We start from the raw sequence: 18,387 nt of genomic DNA, 5'->3' as shown, positions 1-18,387 counted from the left end.
GATAACGGATGCCTTCACTAAAGGATCTGAAAAACCGCATTGCCTCCGTAAAGGCGACGCAGAAGATTACCAAGGCGATGAAAATGGTCGCCGCGGCGAAGCTTCGGCGCGCCCAGGAAGCTGCGGAGGCCGCCCGGCCTTATTCTCAGCGCATGAGCGCCGTTCTTGCCAACATCGCGAATGCGGTCGAGGCGGACGTTGCTCCGGCGCTGATGACCGGCACCGGCAAGAACGACGTGCATCTGCTCGTCGTCTGCACGGCTGAGCGTGGTCTTTGCGGCGGTTTCAACTCGCAAATCGCCCGTTTTGCCCGCGATCACGCCCGCAAGCTGATTTCGGAAGGCAAGACGGTCAAGATCATCACGGTCGGCAAGAAGGGTTACGACGCCCTGCGTCGCGAATTTGCAGCCAATATCATCGAGCGCATCGAGCTGCGCGACGTGAAGAAGGTTGGTTTTGAAAATGCCGACCAGATCGCCAAGAAGGTGATCTCGCTCTTCAACGCCGGCGAGTTCGATGTCTGCACGCTGATCTATTCGGAATTCAAGTCCGTCATCAGCCAGATCCCGACCGGCCTGCAGCTCATTCCGGCCGCAACGCCCGTTGTGGAAGAGGATGCCGCGACGCAGAACGCCGTCTACGAATATGAGCCTGATGCGGCTTCTATTCTGGAAGACCTTATTCCGCGCAACATCTCGGTTCAGGTTTTCCGGGCTCTGCTCGAAAACGTTGCCGGTGAAATGGGCGCCAAGATGAGCGCGATGGATAACGCAACGCGCAATGCCGGTGAGATGATCAACAAGCTGACGCTGTCCTACAACCGTCAGCGTCAGGCTCAGATCACCAAGGAACTCATTGAAATCATTTCGGGCGCGGAAGCGCTCTGAGGTAAGGAAAGAGGGTAAGGATAATGGCTAAGGCAGCTACCCCCAAGAAAACCGCAGCGGTGAACGGCGCGGGCAAGGTTACCCAGGTTATCGGCGCTGTTGTCGACGTGGCGTTCGAAGGCGAACTGCCTCCGATCCTGAACGCGCTCGAAACCGAGAACAACGGCAACCGCCTGGTTCTGGAAGTCGCGCAGCACCTCGGTGAAAACGTCGTTCGCACGATCGCCATGGACTCGACCGAAGGTCTCGTTCGCGGTCAGAGCGTTTCGAACACCGGCGCTCCGATCTCCGTTCCGGTTGGTCCGGAAACGCTCGGCCGTATCATGAACGTCATCGGCGAGCCGGTTGACGAAGCTGGTCCGATCGTGACCGCTTCCAAGCGCGCCATCCATCAGGACGCTCCTGCTTACGTCGAACAGTCGACCGAAGCACAGATCCTCGTCACCGGCATCAAGGTCGTCGACCTTCTGGCTCCTTACGCCAAGGGTGGTAAGATCGGCCTGTTCGGCGGCGCCGGCGTTGGCAAGACCGTTCTCATCATGGAACTCATCAACAACGTTGCCAAGGCACACGGCGGTTACTCGGTATTCGCTGGCGTTGGTGAGCGTACCCGTGAAGGTAACGACCTCTATCACGAAATGATCGAATCGAACGTCAACAAGCTCGGTGGTGGCGAAGGCTCCAAGGCTGCGCTGGTTTACGGCCAGATGAACGAACCGCCGGGCGCCCGCGCTCGCGTCGCTCTGACCGGTCTGACGATCGCTGAAAACTTCCGTGACGAAGGCCAGGACGTTCTGTTCTTCGTGGATAACATCTTCCGCTTCACTCAGGCTGGTTCGGAAGTGTCGGCTCTGCTCGGCCGTATTCCTTCGGCCGTGGGTTATCAGCCGACGCTGGCAACCGACATGGGCCAGATGCAGGAACGCATCACTACCACGACCAAGGGTTCGATCACCTCGGTTCAGGCCATTTACGTCCCCGCCGACGACTTGACCGACCCGGCTCCTGCTACCTCGTTCGCCCACCTGGACGCCACGACGGTTCTGTCGCGCTCGATCGCTGAAAAGGGTATCTACCCGGCCGTTGACCCGCTCGACTCCACCTCGCGCATGCTCGACCCGATGATCGTCGGCGAAGAACACTATGAAGTGGCTCGTAAGGTTCAGTCGACCCTGCAGCGCTACAAGGCTCTTCAGGACATCATCGCCATCCTCGGCATGGACGAACTGTCGGAAGAAGACAAGCTGACGGTTGCCCGCGCCCGTAAGATCGAGCGCTTCCTGTCGCAGCCGTTCTTCGTTGCCGAAGTCTTCACCGGTTCGCCGGGCAAGCTCGTTGCGCTCGAAGATACGATCAAGGGCTTCAAGGGCCTGGTCAACGGTGAATATGACAGCCTGCCGGAAGCTGCCTTCTACATGGTCGGTTCGATGGAAGAAGCCATTGAAAAGGCCAAGAAGCTGGCTGCCGAAGCTGCCTGATCATGAATTGGCGGGCGCGTGGTTCAGCCGCGCGCCTTGCCGACAATGGTGGCGAAACCGATAAGGCTTTGTCGGCGTTGTAACAGAAAAGTCCGTGACGCCCGCGTAATTGAAAAGAAGTGAATAGCCATGGCTGACAGTTTCAAATTCGATCTCGTTTCCCCGGAGCGTCTGCTCGTTTCCGAAACGGTTACGGAAGTCGTCATCCCGGCCACGCTGGGTGAAATGACCGTTCTGGCCAACCATGCGCCGACGATGACCACGATCAAGCCGGGTTTGGTAACGGTGAAGTTCGCTTCTGGTGAAACGCATAAATATGTTGTCTTCGGTGGCTTCGCCGATATTCTCCCGACGGGCTGCACGCTTCTTGCCGAATCCGCGGTTTCGGCCGATGACATGTCTCCCGACACGTTGCAGCGTCGCATCGATGCGGCCAAGGCCGAAATCGAAGAAGGCAATCATCACCACGAGCATCTGACGAAGCTTGAAAAGCACCTTTACGAACTGACGAACCTGCATGAGGTTATCGTCGCTGCTTGAAAGCACCGGGCGGGTTCGAAAGAATGACTGCCCACAAAAAATCCGATCCAGAAAGCGGCCGTCTCGGTCGCTTTTTTTGTTTTGACCTGCTGCTTAACGGGTCAGCGGGTACGATTGCCTTCGTCGTCCTCAGCCTGCCCACATAAGCTTCAAAATCACGTTGACCGGGTTGCATCAATTATCGCCTACGGAACATGAGTCTAGCAAAGGTGCGCTTCAACGATTGCGTTTCAACCGGGCAGCCTCGGAAACCGATTCCGATTTTCAGAGCTTTCGGTTAGATGTGATATCCCGAAGAAATGCTGCTCGGGTGCGCAACACGAAGCAGATTTGGTGATGGAGGAGTGATCGGCGTGTCGGCAAAAGCGAGCTACAGAGGGGTCGCGAGAACCGCGTTGCGGTCAGGGACCCTGATCGAGGGCGATAGAGCGGTGCCCGAGGAAGTGCCGGTTGCTTTTTCCTATGGTGGCAGCACCCATGCCGTGATGATGGCCAGCCCCGCAGATCTTGTCGATTTTGCAGTCGGATTTAGTCTGACGGAAGGCATCATATCCACAGGGGCGGAAATCCGGTCAATCGAGGTGATCGAGGCGGGGCAGGGCTTCGACGTTCAGGTGGATTTGCAGGATGCCAATGCGGATGCGCTCAGGGCGAGACGGCGGCATATGGCAGGCCCTGTCGGCTGCGGTCTTTGTGGCATCGAGTCGATAGAGCAGGCGGTCCGAGTGGTCCCGGTCCTGAGCGGCTCTGAACTCTCCGTCTACGGGGATGATATTGTTGCTGCGATGAAAGCACTGAATGAAGCGCAAAGCCTTAATCGCCAAACGAGAGCGGTTCACGGCGCGGGTTTCTACAATCCTCAAAAGGGGCTGCTTGCTGTTCGTGAAGACGTCGGTCGCCATAATGCGCTCGACAAGCTTGCAGGTGCAGTTGTAAATGCAGGCCTGCCGCCGAATGCCGGCATTGTGGTTGTGACCAGCCGCCTGTCGGTAGAAATGGTCCAAAAGACCGCCATCCTTGGCAGTCCCATTCTGGCGGCGATTTCCGCACCCACCGCGCTCGCCATCGAAACCGCTGAAAGCTCGGGTATCACCCTTGTCGCACTCGTGCGGGGTGAAGATTTTGAGATCTTCACCAGGGCGGATCGTATCATTTTATGACGTAGAGGCCGCCGTTCCCGACGGCCTTCAGACTTCAAAGAGACCCTTAGAACTCCGCCCATTCGGCTGCTGCGTTTCCATGAGACCTTGGTAAAGCAGCATATCGCGGTTGCGGCACCGGCAGCCTGGTGAGGACGGCTGGTTTCTTGTCGACGGGGCGTGCGGGTGACGTGTCGTGCGCGATTCTGAACTGCCGCAGCAATTCATGCAGATTTTCCGCTTCTGTAGCGAGCCCGTGGCTGGCGGCGGTGGTTTCTTCTACCATCGCGGCGTTTTTCTGGGTGGCCTGATCCATAACGTTGACGGCCTGATTGATCTCCCTGAGACCGTTCGCCTGTTCGCGGGATGCTTCAACGATGGCCGAGACATTAGTGTCGATCTCGCCCATCTGCGACTGGATGTCCCGCAGGGCGTCGCCGGTTCTGCCCACCAGATCCACGCCGTTGGAGACCTGCTCGCGAGAGGTGTTGATGAGGGATTTGATCTCCTTGGCGGCAACGGCGGATCGCTGTGCGAGCTCCCGGACCTCCTGTGCGACGACGGCGAACCCCTTGCCCGCTTCCCCGGCGCGCGCTGCTTCGACGCCCGCATTGAGGGCCAAGAGATTGGTCTGGAAAGCGATGTCGTCTATAACGCCAATGATATTGGTGATCTCGCCTGAGGACCTCGAAATCGCATCCATGGCGGAAATTGCCTGCTGAACGATGTCGCCGGAATGCTCGGCATGTTCTCTTGTCCGCAGCACCAGTTTACCGGCCTCACCTGCGCGGTGGCTTGCATCGGTTACGGTGGTGGTGATCTCCTCCAGCGCCGCAGCGGTCTCCTCCAGTGAGGCGGCTTGCTGTTCGGTGCGTTGCGAGAGCTGATCGGCGGCGATGCGGATTTCGCCGGATCCGGATGCGATTGTCGAGGCATTGTGCGCGATTGTCTGCATCGTGGCCTGCAGCTTGGCGACAACCTCGTTGAAATCTGCCCGCAGTTTTTCCATGCTGGGCACGAAGCTGTTGTCGAGGCGTTGTACAAGGTCGCCTTCGGCCAGCGCCCGCAGGGCATCTGCAAGCATGCGAATGGCGCTCATGCGCGGTGTGACGTCGGTGGCAAATTTCACCACCTTCACCACTTTACCGGTTTCATCGACAACCGGATTATAGGCGGCCTGGATCCATATTTCCTTGCCGTTCTTCCCGTAGCGGACAAACTCGTCCGAGATGAATTCGCCTGATGCCAGTCGTTGCCAGAAATTTGCATAGGCGGACGAGGCGGCATAGGCAGGATCACAGAACATGCGGTGGTGCCTGCCCTCGATTTCCTTGAGGTCATAGTTCACCGCAGCGCAGAAGTTTGGATTGGCGGTGATGATCGTACCGTCAGGAAAGAACTCAATGGTGGCTTGCGAGCGGGAGAGCGCCTCCAGTTTGCCCGCATCTTCCGCGGCCGTGATCTTTTTTGCGGTGATATCTGTTGCGATCTTGACCACTTTATAGGGCTTGCCCGAACGGAAAACCGGGTTGTAGGAGGCCTCGATCCAGATCACCGAGCCGTCCTTGCGGATACGGCGGAATTCCCTGGCCTGAAACTCGCCCCGGGCGAGAGAGTCCCAGAATTCCTGATAGGCGCGAGACGCGGCAAGCTCGCTGTCGCAGAATATGCGGTGGTGCTTACCGACGATCTCGATGAGGTCATAACCCAGTGCCGCGCAGAAATTCTTATTTGCGGTGAGGATATTACCTTTGAGATCGAATTCGATGACCGCCTGCGATCTTGATATCGCATCGAGCATATTTCTACTGTCTGCGCTTTTTCCTAACCCCAGCATTACAAGTCCCCCAAAGTCAGCCCACGGCGCGGCAAGCCGCAAAGAAGATGCGGTCCACGCCATATCACGTTGAACAACGAACAGGTTTTGCCGCCGAAGGCAGCAATGCAGGCACTTCTCTATGTTGGCCCTGGGTCAGGTATCCGCCCGCGTAATAGGCTTACCGGCGCGGTACTGATCTATGGCGCTAATATTAGATATCTATAATATTAAAATGTTCTTATTTAATAAAATGCGTGAAAGAAAAAACAAAACCGCCGGCAGGTGCTCCGGCGGTCTGGATTGTTCCTTATCATTCTTCAGCGAGGCCTGCGCAGACCTTGTCAGGCCGCGAGATCTTCCGCTTCAGTGCCCTTGAACATTTTCGCAAGGTTCAGGAAGCAGATCATGCCATGTTCGTTGGCGATGATCCCTTCGGAATAGGACTTGTCGAAGGAGGCTGAAATTTCGGGAACCGGCTGGACCTGGTTTGCCGGGATCGTCAGAATGTCTGAAACGCGATCCACCAGCATGCCGATGACCATGTTATGCACTTCGGCCACTACGATTGCACTGCGCTCATTGGCGACGGTGCTTTTCATGCCGAGTTTGTGAGCCAGATCAATGATCGGGATAACAGAGCCGCGCAGGTTCATAACGCCGATGACGTCTTTCGGTGCATGGGGAATGGGCGTCGAAGGCGCCCAGCCGCGGATTTCGCGAATGGTCGTCGTCTTCACGCAGAATTCCTGATCATGCAGGCGGAATGCGATGATTTCGAGCGTCTCACCGCCAAAATTGGTAGAGTTAATCATTGCCATCAGAATTCTTCCCAATGCTCGCTGTGGAGGCCGGCGCAAGTGCACCGACACTTGCAATGCGAATTTGGCGTTCTGCCTGGTGCCTGAACAGCCGGAAACAATATTTCCGTCTTCAATGGAAGATTCCTAGCATGAGATGGTTTCGCAAACCTAAATGCGAACCATCTCAATACTCTTTCTCGTAAAATATGCCTGCTGCGCCTTCGCCATCGCCGCCCGCTTCCCCGCGCAGCTTCACACCGCGTCCTACGTCGAGATTGATGATGGCTTTTGCGCCGGATTCGCCGCTTTGCTGCAACTCCAGATAAGTTCTCTCGTTCAGGTATTTACCGGCGGAAACACGGGCCTGTCCTTCGGAGTCCGTCGAAATATCAAGATCATCGACGCCGAGATTGCTTCTGAGCTTGTCGAACAGCGATGTGGAACGCCCGCCGGCCAGTTGAGCGGCGGCATCCGCCAACCGCGCGATCTGCAGCGCGGATAGTTTTGACATGGACTGGCCGAAGATCAGCTGTGCCATCACCTCATCCTGTGGCAGGGCGGGAGCCGAGGAGAACGCAAAGGTCGGATCGTTGGCAGTACCGGAAACAGATACGGTGATGGTCGTTGAACCAACCGTTGAGTCCGCCTTCATGTCGAGGACTGGAACGAGGCCGCCACCGAAACTGATATTTCCTGTCGTGAAATCAAGGCGGCGAGTGAGGATTTCAAGCCTGCCCCGACGCATTTCGAAGCCGCCTGAAATGACCGGAACCGCTGCGGTGCCACGGATCGTCAGATTGCCGGTCAGTTCTGCATCGATACCCCGACCGCGCACGAATATACCGCTCGGCGCATTGACCTGCAGATCGAGATTGATGGTGGACGAGCTCCCGCTTCCGCCCTGATCGGCTCCAAGCGCCTTGGCCTGCGCGCGTACCTTGGGTGGTGCGTTCTTGTGCTTGACGTCGATCTCCGTCAGTGAAGCCGGCAGCTTCTCCGGAATGGTGATGGCGCTTCTGTCCAGCGTCAGGTTGCCGCCCAGCACGGGGGAATTCAGCAACGGGCCTTTCAGCGTCAGCGTGCCGCTCACCACTGTCGTTACCAGCGTGCCGTCGTTGTAACCGGCGCGATTAAGCGTAATCGATATATCGGCAGGAAAACCCGAACCACCGGTTATGCCGACGCTGCCGGTTCCCGAGATCGTTCCACCGCCTGCCAGCCTGCCGGTCAATCGGGAGATGACGGCACGATCACGGTCGAAGGTGATGGTGGCGCCCAGATCGTTGATGGTGAGGTTTCGGCGCACGTCGGTCAAGCGCGTGCCATCAGTGGTGATGCTGCCGCTAATGACAGGTGCGGAAGCGCTGCCGGAAATCTTCACGTCGATGGCGGCGGTGCCATCCACATCGAGGCCCTGCGCTGCTGTTTGTGCCGCGACGGCTGAGAAAGGCAGTCTGCCGGAAAACGCCATCGAAAGCGGACGATTGCCGGCGATACCGAGCGAGCCGCCGCCTGAAAGCGCCATGCCGCCCTGACCGGAGACATTCGTTTCGATCTGCAGGGTGCCACCGGAAAATTGACCGTTCGCCTTGATGCCGAGGGCGGCGAGACCCGCCGCGCGCGTCTGCGCGACCTCGGCATTTACCCAGTTGAGATTATAGTCGACCGCAGGGTTCGATGCCGCACCCTTGGCCTTCACCGTGCCGGAGATGCTACCCGCCGCATCCAGTCCGGTGGCAAAGGCATTTGCGAGACTTGCGGGCAGCGAACGGATATCGGCATTGATATCAAGCGTCGACCCGGCGGTGCCGTTGACCTCGACACGTCCTTCGCCCGTGATGATGGTCAAATCGGAGATCCGGGCCGTACCGTTCTGGATGGCAATGGTGGTGGGTTTTTCAAGGCGCACGGCAATGCCCTTGGGCGCGGCGGAAAAGGCGTCGAGTCTTACCGTCATGGGCGATCCGCCCGTCTCGGCGCTGCCATTCACCACCAGCGGTGCGTTGTCGTAACGACCGTTGACGTTGAACTGCGTCGTTGTGCCGGAATGACCGATTGTGGCTTTCAGGTCAGATATCGCAGCCGCGCCGGCATTGACGGTATCGGCGTTGACCTTGCCGTTGATGGCGATTGCCTGAAGGTCGTCTATTGAAATATCGGCTGCCAACCCGGAGATCGTTGTCGTGCCCTGACGGATGCTGCTGCCATTGGCTTTGATCGTCGCGGCGATCCGGCCATTGGCGTTGCTAAGGGCGATGTCGCCGGCAATATCGCCATCCGCCTGCTGCGCAGCGAGAGCGGCGAGTAGCGCAAGGTCGGGAAAGTTGAAGGAAAGATTGCCGGATGGCAGAAACTGCTGCGAGAATTGCAGTTGCCCGTTCAAGATATTCCGGCCTACCGCCACGCGCAGCTCGGGAATCGCAGTGCCGTTTTCGGTTTGCACCAATTCGGCATTGGCATCGATCTTCTGTCGGTCAAGGCTGCCGCTGGCGGTAAGTTTCGCCTGAGGAGCGGCGGGATCGGCCTTGCCTGTCGCATTGACTTGCAATGATTCAAGCGTACGTCCGGCAAGGATTGCGCTCTCGGAAGTCAGGGTCACGTTGAAATCTGGCGCTGCCAGCGCGCCGGTGGCCTCGATCGCAAAATCGGCGACGCCCTTTGCCTGTGGCGTCAACTTTTCAAGAGCGAGAAATTTACCCGTCAGGCTGGCGCTCAATGCATCGTTTTCGAGGCCGGCATTGCCTGTCGCCTCAATCGTTCCCGACTTGACGACGATGTTTTCAACGCTGGTGCGTCCACCGATGGTCACGTCGACATCACCCTGGAGGGCGATGGTGGTGTCAAACTTTTCCGCGAGAGCCGGTGGAAGGGTGGCGGGCAGCGCGAAGAGCTGCACGCTTGAGGTGAGGCGGTTGCCGGTAAGGTCGAAACTGCCGTTCAGTGTTCCGCCAACGCTGGCGCTTTCAAGCGTCGCGCTGTCAAAGCCGATGGCGGATGGGCTCAGGCGGAGCGGTGCATTGATGGTGAGCGGCGCACGCACCAGCCGATCAATATCCGGGCTGACAAAGGACGATTGCGCTACGGAGAGAGCGGTGGCGATTGTGCCGCTCCGGTCAGCGATATTGAGATCAGCGCTTTGCGCCGTCAGTTTGACGTCGTCCAGCCTGCCTTGCGGCAAAGAGAGGCTGCGCAGGGAAACGGTCGTGTCAAGATGTGCGGCGTCTGCCCCACCCTTTAACGAAAGATCGAGGCCGTTGATGAGGGCCTGCACCTCCCCATCGCTCAGCGGCCAGCGAAAATCGACGGGCCCGGCTGTGCCGATGAGGTTGGCGGCAAGGTCGTTCTGGCCGTTCGGATCAATGGTGCCGGAGGCCGTCAGCAGCAGGGTGCCGGTTTCCAGTGTACTGCTGCCGATTTCGATGCGCCCCTGTGGGGAAAGGGTGGCGTTTGCGTCGAGCTTTGTCTCACCGGCAAAAAGCTGCCGGAAGGCGGGCGGCAGAAGCAGATCGGGCTGGCCGCCACCCGCAACTTCGATGCGGCGGGTGCCATCCTCCGCGAGGAGGTGCCGACCGGTGACGTTGACAACAGGGTTACCAGCGACGTTGCCGCGCATGCTGCCGGTCCAGTTTGAAAGCGGTCCTTCGCCGTTAAGGTCGATGGCGACCGCAGGTGTGCCGGGCAGAGACAGCAGCGTGGCAAGAAGTCCGCCCTCAGGCTCCCGCATCTCCGCTTTCAGCTTCAGGACATTTTCGTTGGGAAGAAATGCGATGTCGGCGTTAACGGCCGCATCCGGGGCATTCAGCCGGTGGGCCGTGAGCGACAGTCTGATATCGTCGCTGGCGGCCTTGAGGTTGCCTTCGGCCGTCAGTTCAAAGGGGCGGCCGAGAAGGGGCTGGCCGAGACGAATATCGGGAAAGCTGAAATTGTCGATCGCTATTTCAATCGGCAGAGAGGAACTGCCGGAGCTTTTGCTCGTCGTTTCCTCCACCGGAACCGGTTGGCGCTGGACATCGATCGATCCCGCCGATACCCGGTCCGCATGGAAGGTGCCGGCAAGAAGCGAGAAGGGTGACCAGTCGACGGCGATCTGGTTTACGCGGGCATAAGGGCCCTGCCGATCCGAAAGAGTGACGTTGTCGAGCCTCAGATGCCCCGTCAAAAGCCCGCTGGGCGGAGAAATCTCGATTATCTGATCGGGTGTCGATACAAGCGATGAAATCTGCTTTGCGGCTATTCTCGCGCCCATCGGCGTAAAACCGACGAAAAAGGCTGCAAGCAACAGAAGTACCACGCCGCACAAGGCAGCGTAGCCCAGCCATTTCAGCAATCGAATCAACGTTTTCATAAAGGGTAATCTACACTCTGTTGCAAGGGTGTTCGACTGCGGCGTTTAAAAAGACTGACCGATGCCAGCATAAATGCCGAAACTGTTGCCGCCATCGTATTTGTCTAGCGGCGTGGCGACATCCAGACGCAGAGGCCCGAAGGGTGTCGCGTAACGCAGCCCGATACCGGCGCCAGCCCGAATGTCGGAAAAGTCCGGGGTCACGTCGTCCGAGACCACACCCGCATCGATAAAAGGCACGATACCGATCGTGTCGGTGACCTTGATGCGGGCTTCAATGGAGCCAACGACATAGGAGCGACCGCCGGTCGCGTCGCCTGCCGCATTATAAGGCGATATTTCCTGATAGCTATAGCCGCGCACCGACCCGCCGCCCCCGGCATAAAAGCGGCGGGTGGTGGGGATGTCCTGCAGGTCGCTTCCGCCGACGAGCACGCCGCCCGACAGTTTTCCGGCCATGATCAGCCTGTCTTCGGCGCCCAGCCCCTTGTACCCGGTAATCGAACCTTCGAAAGAGGAGAAGAAGGTCCCGTTCAGGGCCTCATAGCTGGGCTTGGCGGCCACCGATGCACGAAAGCCTTCGGTCGGGTTGAGCTTGTCGTCGCGGGTATCGCGAACGAATTCCAGCGGAATGGACGTGGTAAGATATTCGTTCTTTCCGAAGGCGTCGTCTGTATCGGCCCACTGCACCTCCAGGCCCGCGGCAGCCGTGTCGGTATCGTTTAGTTCATAACTGAAACCGGCAGTCCCAGTCAGCGTCTTGGCTTCGTAGGTGTCCGGATGCTCGGTCTTGGCAATCAGGCTGGTCTTGAATGTCGTGCGGGGATTGAACATTCCGGGCTTCGTAAAGGTAATGCCCGCCGAATAGTCCATGCCTTCCACGCTCGATGCCTCTGCAATGCGCGAGACCGAGCCCTCGATGCGCAGCGATTCGGCCTGGCCGAACAGGTTTCTGTGGCCCCAGTAGCCCTGAAGACCAATGCCTTCGGTGGTGGAATATTGTGCGCCGACGCCGAAATAGCGGTGCTTGCCTTCGGACACTTCGATGGTCAACGGAATGGTGCCGTCGCGGGCGAGCGTTCCTGCCTCCTTGATCGTCAGGCTGGAAAAAACACCGAGCTGGCGCAGGCGATCGGCGGCCTTGCGCAGTTTTTCCGGCGAATAGGGCTCGCCGCCATTGAGGCGCGAATAGCGGCGGATGAAATCCCCATCGACGGTTTTTTCACCGGTGACGGTGACCGTGCCGAGTGGGGCGACGGGGCCGCCTTCGGCCGCCATGGTGATGTCGACAGTGTTTGTCGCGTGGTTTGCAACGGCCTCGCGTTTCGTCAGCTTGGCAAGCGGGCGGCCTTCGGCCTTCAGATCATCGATCAGCTTGTTGCCGGCGCGGATGATCGCCAGGGAGCCCGCATCGCCGCCCGTCGTCAGGCCGTATTCCTCGAGATTGCGGCCTGTGACGTCGCCTTCGAGACGGATATTGCCGAGTGTGAATTTGGGACCGGGCGTAACGGTTATGACCACGGGAACGGGCGCGCTATGGTCGAAAACCGGGTTGGGCGGCAGGTCGTCGACATTCCTCCCGGCCACGGTGACATTGACAATACCGCCATAGCGGGCGTTTTCATAAAGCGCTGCAATCAGCCTGTCCCTGTCGTCCCTTGCCTTTATCAGGAGTCCGAGATCGCCTGAGGCAGGCTTGTCTTTGTCGGCCAAAAGAAGGGAACTGTTTTCGAGGCTGTCCGTCAGGGATTTGTCGGCGTCGGGAGCGTTGAGCGTGACGGCATATTTGACGGGGTTGATAACCTCGACCTCCGGTTCTTCCGAACCCCACAGGCGCATGCCGAACAGTTTAAAGGCGAAGGCATCACGCGCAAAAGCCGGATACAGGGCGAACGTCACAGCAACCGCAAGCGCGGTGCCAGCTTTCCGATACGCAATACCTGTCTTCGGGTTAGTTCGTGTTCTTCGCATAAGCTGCTTTATGGTTGAGCCTTTATTGTCGCCCTAACCCGTTTCCTCTCCGTTAACATTGCAATTTAATCATAAATAAACGGCTTTGAGGACCCTCGGCATCTGTTTTGCAGCCCATAACGCAAAAAGCCCCGGATGACCGGGGCTTCTGTGCAACGGTATTTCGCGAAGCGATTAGCGGCAACGTGCCGTGTAACGCTGGCCGTACTGGTCGCGGTAATAGCAATAGCCCGGCTCGGAAGCGTTGCCAATCAAAGCACCACCGACGCCACCGATCGCTGCGCCAACAGCTGCGCCACGAACGTTGCCAGTGACCGCGCCACCGATAACGGCGCCGGAAACGGCACCAATCGAAGCACCCTTTTCAGTCTGCGTGCAGCTTGCGAGCGACAGGCCGACCAGCGCAAATATGATTGCCTTTTTCATGAAACTCTCTCCAACGTTACAATGAGCTCTTTGGCTCGGTAGGCGTCCCATATTTATCTGCGGCGACTGCTACCTCCGACCGCCACAGATAACTAACAATTCGATGTCGTTTAGGGAAGCCTCCACTTAAGGCATTCCTCCGAGCGTAAATCGATTGTGCCCCAAACAACGGCGCGGCGCAAAAAAGGTTCCAAAAATCCGCTTTTTTGATGTGAATCAATTTTGCGCTTTTCATGAGCGGCTATAAACGGTTTATTGGAATGGTTCAAAACAACGGCGAATTGACGCAGTGGCGGCTAAAATAGCCCGGAAGGGTTGACGGTCCCGGCAACGAGGCAGAGAACGAGCTGGTCAATTCTGGAGCATGGCATGGACTTCGAGGCATTTTTCACGACGGAACTGCAAAGCCTGCATTCTGAGGGACGCTATCGCGTTTTTGCGGATATCGAACGCCAGCAGGGCAATTTCCCCCGCGCGACCCGGTATAACGCCAATGGTGAACGCAAGGACGTTACTGTCTGGTGTTCCAACGACTATCTCGGCATGGGCCAGAACCCGAAGGTTGTCGAAGCCATGAAAGCCGCCATTGATCACTGTGGCGCGGGTGCGGGAGGCACCCGGAATATTTCTGGCACCAACCACTATCACGTCCTGCTCGAGCGCGAACTTGCTGACCTCCATGGCAAGGAATCGGCGCTGATCTTCACCTCAGGCTATGTGTCCAACTGGGCTACCCTCGGCACGCTCGGTCAGAAGATACCTGGCCTGATCATCTTTTCGGACGCGCTCAACCATGCCTCAATGATCGAGGGCATCCGTTATGGCCGTTGTGAGCGGGTGATCTGGAAGCACAATGATCTCGAGGACCTCGAGGCCAAGCTCCAGGCCGCTGATCCGAACGCGCCGAAGCTCATCGCTTTCGAATCCGTTTATTCCATGGACGGCGATATCGCGCCGATCAGCGAAATCTGCGATCTTGCCGATCGTTATGGCGCCATGACCTATCTCGATGAAGTCCACGCTGTGGGCATGTACGGCCCGCGCGGCGGCGGCATTGCCGAGCGCGAAAGCCTGATGGATCGCCTGACGATCATCGAGGGAACGCTCGGCAAGGCCTTCGGCGTCATGGGCGGTTACATTACCGGCTCCACCGCGGTCTGCGATTTCATCCGCTCCTTCGCTTCCGGCTTCATCTTCACCACGGCATTGCCGCCGTCGCTCGCCGCCGGAGCGATTGCTTCGATCCAGCATCTAAAGGCAAGCCCTTTCGAGCGGGCCCGGCATCAGGACCGCGTGCGGAAGCTGCGTGGACTTCTCGATGCGCGCGGCATTCCGCATATGGACAATCCAAGCCACATCGTGCCGGTCATGGTGGGTGATGCTGCCAAGTGCAAATGGATATCTGATATCCTGCTCGACAGTCACGGCGTCTATGTGCAGCCGATCAATTATCCGACGGTGCCGCGTAAGACCGAGCGTCTGCGCATCACCCCGACCCCGCTGCATAGCGACGCGGACATCGAGCATCTGGTCGGCGCGCTGCATCAACTCTGGTCGCATTGTGCGCTGGCGCGTGCGGTGGCGTAAGGAAACTCTTCGGATAGGGAAATCGGGCCGCGTTTACGCGGCCTTTTCTTTGGTGGAGATGAGTTCGCCGGCATGGCGGCGAGCTTCCTCATCTGCCGCGAATACATCTTCGATCGTGCCGGCGCTGCGGCCGTCATCCATCCGGTCCATAACCGTTTCCACGATTTCCGCCATATCGAGGAAACCGATGGCCCCGTCGACGAAGGCGTGAAAGGCGGTCTCCTCGGCGGCGTTCAGGGCGGCACCCTGTAAGCCACCGCGCTCCAGCGCGGTTCGCGCCAGCCGAAGTGCCGGGAACCGTGCCTCATCCGGCGCCTCGAAATCGAGCCTCGCCAGTTTTGCGAAATCCAGCCGTTCGACGTTCAGCTGTCCGCGCTCAGGATAGGTAAGGGCGTAAGAAATGGCGGTGCGCATATCGGGAGATCCGAGCTGCGCGATATAAGAGCCGTCGCTGTAGCCAACCATCGAATGCACGATCGACTGCGGATGGACTATTACCTCAACCTGATCGGGCCTGAGATCGAAGAGATATTTCGCCTCGATCATCTCCAGTCCCTTGTTGAACATGGAGGCGCTGCCGATGGAAACCTTCAACCCCATTGACCAGTTGGGATGGGCGCGGGCGACGTCCGCCGTGACATTGGCCATTTCTTCGCGCGACCATGTGCGGAACGGTCCGCCGGAAGCCGTCAGTATGATGCGTTCCACAGCCTCTCTGTGATCGCCCGTGAGGCACTGGAAGATTGCGCTGTGCTCGCTGTCGACCGGGATCAGCCTGCCGCCACCCTGCTTGACCGTGCGTATAAAAACATCGCCCGCCGAAACGAGGCACTCCTTGTTGGCGAGGGCGATATCTGCGCCACGCCTGGCCGCAGTCACCGTGGGGGCCAGACCGGGGGTTCCGGCAATGGCCGCCATCACCCAGCCGGCATCCATCGAAGCCGCCTCTTCAAGACCGGATTTGCCTGCCGCGGTCTTTATGCCCGTTCCTGCGAGAGCGGACTTGAGGTCTTCGTAGTTGTCGTCCTCGGCGGTAACGGCAAGCTCCGCGCCGAATTGTCGCGCCTGCTCCGCCAGAAGGGCGATATTCCCGGCGCCGGTCAAAGCCACGATCTCGAATTGGCCCCTGCCGCCCAGTTGACGGACCACATCCAGCGTATTGGAGCCGATCGAACCCGTCGAACCCAAGATCGTCAGCTTGCGGGGCATTTCACTGGCATTCGTCATTTTCAGTCCGTCGGTCCGTTGCTGATCGCAATTCTTCGGGCGTGCCGTTCTCCCGAAGGTACTGCACGTTTTCGGGCTATATGCTTAGCCTCTACCCGCGAAAACAAGCCATAACAAGGACAAAGCCAGCCTATTGTTTTTGCGGATGGCAAAGCCATATGCAAGAAAAACGATGAGAGGATATTGATGCGGCGTTTTCTCGTTTCCAGCGGATGGATTTTTGCGGCGAGCCTTGTGCTGGTTGCGGCCTTTGTCCCTTTTGATCCGCGCCTCTCGGAAAGCGCGCAGGCGTTGCCCGGTGCAGTGGTGTCCTTTAATCGTGCGATTACCGATTTCGGAACTTTCCGCTGGATGCTTTATTCCACCGGCGCGCTGGCCATTCTCGCCTATGTCGCGGCGCGGGTTCTCAGCGCGCAGACCTATCATGGCCGGTTGCGGACAGCGTGGCGGCTTCTCTCCTATTTCTTTCTGACAATCGGGACCGCAAGCATTCTCGTTCATACGCTAAAGTTCCTGATCGGCCGGGCGCGGCCGGAGCTCCTTCTGGAAATGGGGGCGTATAGCCTCACACCCTTCACCGGCAACAATCTTTATGAAAGCTTTCCTTCCGGCCATTCCACGGCTGCCGGAGCGTTTTTCGGTGTCTTTGCCATGCTTATGCCGCGCTTTCGCTGGGCGTTTCTTCTGCTTGCCCTTGTGATCGGCGTCTCACGTGTCATTGTCGGCGCGCATTATCCGAGCGATGTGGCGGCCGGGCTGCTGCTCGGCATGTGGACGGCCATGGCCTTCGCCTTTATCTTCGCCAGGTCCGACATGTTGTTCCGGTTCGACGCACAGGGGTGGCCGCAACCGAAAAACGTGGCCTTACCTGCGCAAAAGACTTGATGGTGGTGGGGGATCGTATGGTTGCCTGGGGCCTTGACGCCGAAATGCCAGAGCGGAAGCGGATCATCACAAGGGTTGCCATTGCCGGCGCTGGCCCTGCCGGGCTCATGCTCGGGCTCCTCCTTGCGAGAGCAGGTATCGATGTCACCATCGTTGAAAAGCATGGCGATTTCCTGCGCGATTTTCGGGGCGATACCATTCATCCTTCCACTCTCGATATTGTTGAGCAGCTAGGCTTCATTCGGGAGTTTCTGGCGCTGCCGCATACGAGAGCGCAGAAACTTCATGCCGAGATTGCGGGTCAGACGGTCACCATCGCCGATTTTTCCCGGCTGCCTGCGAGAAACCGTTTCATCGCCTTCATGCCGCAATGGGATTTCCTAAGCTTTCTTGCCGGCAAGGCAGGGCAATATGAGAATTTCACGCTGCTCATGAATGCAGGTGTCTCGGGTCTGCGCGAGCGCGATGGCGTTGTTGCGGGTCTCGTGGTGGATACGTCCGACGGGCCGCTGGAGATCGATGCCGAGCTCGTGATCGGGGCGGATGGCCGCAATTCAATCGTGCGGGACAAGGCAGGTCTGTTGGTGGAAAGCTTCGGGCAGCCGACGGAGGTTCTCTGGATGAAACTATCCAGGCAGCCGGGCGATCCGGCGGAAACCATGGGGCATGCCGGCCCCCAGCAGGGTTTCGTCCTGATAGATCGCGGCGATTATTGGCAGTGCGGTTTTGTGGTCCGCCGCGGAACCTTCGCCGAGATGAAGGTTCAGGGTATCGCAGCGTTCCGCGATGCGGTGGCGAAAGTGTGCCCGCTGCCGCAGGAACGGCTTCTCGAACTTCAGACCTTTGAGGATGTGCATCTGCTGACGGTCAGGATCGACCGGCTGAAGCGATGGTGGAAGCCTGGCCTCATCTGCATCGGTGACGCGGCTCATGCCATGTCGCCCATTGGCGGCGTCGGTGTCAATCTTGCCATTCAGGATGCCGTTGCCGCCGCAAATATTCTCATTCCCGTTCTTGCGCAGGGCGAAAAGCCAGGCGAGCGGGAATTGATGGCCATCGAAGCGCGGCGCTCATTTCCGACAAAGGCGACACAAAAGCTGCAATTGATGATGCGCAGCAGCCGGAAGAAGGATCAGGGCGATAGCCGCAAGGCGAAAGGGCCCCCCGCTTTCGTGCGCATCATTGCCCGCGTTCCGCTTCTCGCCCATCTCGCCGGCCGTTTGATCGGCCTCGGTTTCCGACGGGAGAAGTTGACCCGTTGATCCTTCGGTGGCGTGCAAGCG

Annotated in this window: 13 protein-coding genes; 7 read left to right on the top strand and 6 right to left on the bottom strand. The window is 58.5% G+C overall.

Annotated features, from left to right (window positions below):
• The first annotated feature begins 8 nt into the window (after positions 1-8).
• The 4 genes from DOU54_RS08505 (at position 9) to fdhD (ending at position 4,065) form a co-directional block, all read left to right on the top strand.
• Complete coding sequence (locus tag DOU54_RS08505) at positions 9-887, top strand: F0F1 ATP synthase subunit gamma (protein WP_004443770.1); 879 nt, start codon at positions 9-11, stop codon at positions 885-887.
• Between the two features lie 23 nt (positions 888-910).
• Positions 911-2,365, top strand: a complete 1,455-nt coding sequence (atpD, locus tag DOU54_RS08500; protein WP_004443768.1) for a F0F1 ATP synthase subunit beta — start codon at positions 911-913, stop codon at positions 2,363-2,365.
• A gap of 129 nt (positions 2,366-2,494) precedes the next feature.
• Positions 2,495-2,905 (top strand): F0F1 ATP synthase subunit epsilon, encoded by a 411-nt coding sequence (locus tag DOU54_RS08495; protein WP_113731054.1) that lies wholly within the window; start codon positions 2,495-2,497, stop codon positions 2,903-2,905.
• 344 nt (positions 2,906-3,249) lie between these two features.
• Positions 3,250-4,065 (top strand): formate dehydrogenase accessory sulfurtransferase FdhD, encoded by an 816-nt coding sequence (fdhD, locus tag DOU54_RS08490; RefSeq protein WP_081950524.1) that lies wholly within the window; start codon positions 3,250-3,252, stop codon positions 4,063-4,065.
• Between the two features lie 46 nt (positions 4,066-4,111).
• Here the strand turns inward: fdhD and DOU54_RS08485 are convergent, their stop codons facing one another.
• The 5 genes from DOU54_RS08485 to DOU54_RS08465 all read right to left on the bottom strand — a co-directional run bounded on the left by DOU54_RS08485 (position 4,112) and on the right by DOU54_RS08465 (position 13,405).
• Positions 4,112-5,881 (bottom strand): methyl-accepting chemotaxis protein, encoded by a 1,770-nt coding sequence (locus tag DOU54_RS08485; RefSeq protein WP_113382050.1) that lies wholly within the window; start codon positions 5,879-5,881, stop codon positions 4,112-4,114.
• A gap of 323 nt (positions 5,882-6,204) precedes the next feature.
• Positions 6,205-6,681: a chemotaxis protein CheW gene (locus DOU54_RS08480; protein ID WP_003504949.1), complete on the bottom strand. Its 477-nt coding sequence runs from the start codon at positions 6,679-6,681 to the stop codon at positions 6,205-6,207.
• A 166-nt stretch (positions 6,682-6,847) separates the two neighbouring features.
• Positions 6,848-11,008 carry a translocation/assembly module TamB domain-containing protein gene (locus tag DOU54_RS08475; RefSeq protein ID WP_113382051.1) on the bottom strand — a complete coding sequence of 1,387 codons (4,161 nt, stop codon included), beginning with the start codon at positions 11,006-11,008 and terminating at the stop codon, positions 6,848-6,850.
• 45 nt (positions 11,009-11,053) lie between these two features.
• Positions 11,054-12,979, bottom strand: a complete 1,926-nt coding sequence (locus DOU54_RS08470) for an autotransporter assembly complex protein TamA (protein WP_113382052.1) — start codon at positions 12,977-12,979, stop codon at positions 11,054-11,056.
• A 174-nt stretch (positions 12,980-13,153) separates the two neighbouring features.
• Entirely contained in the window at positions 13,154-13,405 is a 252-nt protein-coding gene (locus DOU54_RS08465) for a YMGG-like glycine zipper-containing protein (RefSeq protein ID WP_004443753.1), read from the bottom strand.
• 369 nt (positions 13,406-13,774) lie between these two features.
• Here DOU54_RS08465 and hemA point away from each other — a divergent pair, with 369 nt between their 5' ends.
• Positions 13,775-14,992: a 5-aminolevulinate synthase gene (gene hemA / locus DOU54_RS08460; protein ID WP_113382053.1), complete on the top strand. Its 1,218-nt coding sequence runs from the start codon at positions 13,775-13,777 to the stop codon at positions 14,990-14,992.
• A 33-nt stretch (positions 14,993-15,025) separates the two neighbouring features.
• On the opposite strand, the gene dxr is transcribed toward hemA, so the two are convergent.
• The gene (dxr, locus tag DOU54_RS08455) at positions 15,026-16,219 is read right to left on the bottom strand and encodes a 1-deoxy-D-xylulose-5-phosphate reductoisomerase (RefSeq protein WP_006698217.1); all 1,194 of its coding nucleotides are present in this window, start codon (positions 16,217-16,219) and stop codon (positions 15,026-15,028) included.
• Positions 16,220-16,405: 186 nt separating this feature from the next.
• Between dxr and DOU54_RS08450 the strand changes: the two genes are divergently transcribed.
• Both DOU54_RS08450 and DOU54_RS08445 read left to right on the top strand, forming a co-directional pair.
• Positions 16,406-17,104 (top strand): phosphatase PAP2 family protein, encoded by a 699-nt coding sequence (locus tag DOU54_RS08450; RefSeq protein ID WP_113382054.1) that lies wholly within the window; start codon positions 16,406-16,408, stop codon positions 17,102-17,104.
• A 17-nt stretch (positions 17,105-17,121) separates the two neighbouring features.
• Positions 17,122-18,366 (top strand): FAD-dependent oxidoreductase, encoded by a 1,245-nt coding sequence (locus DOU54_RS08445; protein WP_502695941.1) that lies wholly within the window; start codon positions 17,122-17,124, stop codon positions 18,364-18,366.
• Positions 18,367-18,387: the final 21 nt, after the last annotated feature.

It is taken from the genome of Agrobacterium sp. MS2 (assembly GCF_003261015.1).
GTDB classification, from domain to species: Bacteria; Pseudomonadota; Alphaproteobacteria; order Rhizobiales; family Rhizobiaceae; genus Agrobacterium; species Agrobacterium pusense.
The sequence above is the reverse complement of the archived record's forward strand: the minus strand, read 5'-3'. Positions and strand labels throughout refer to the sequence as shown.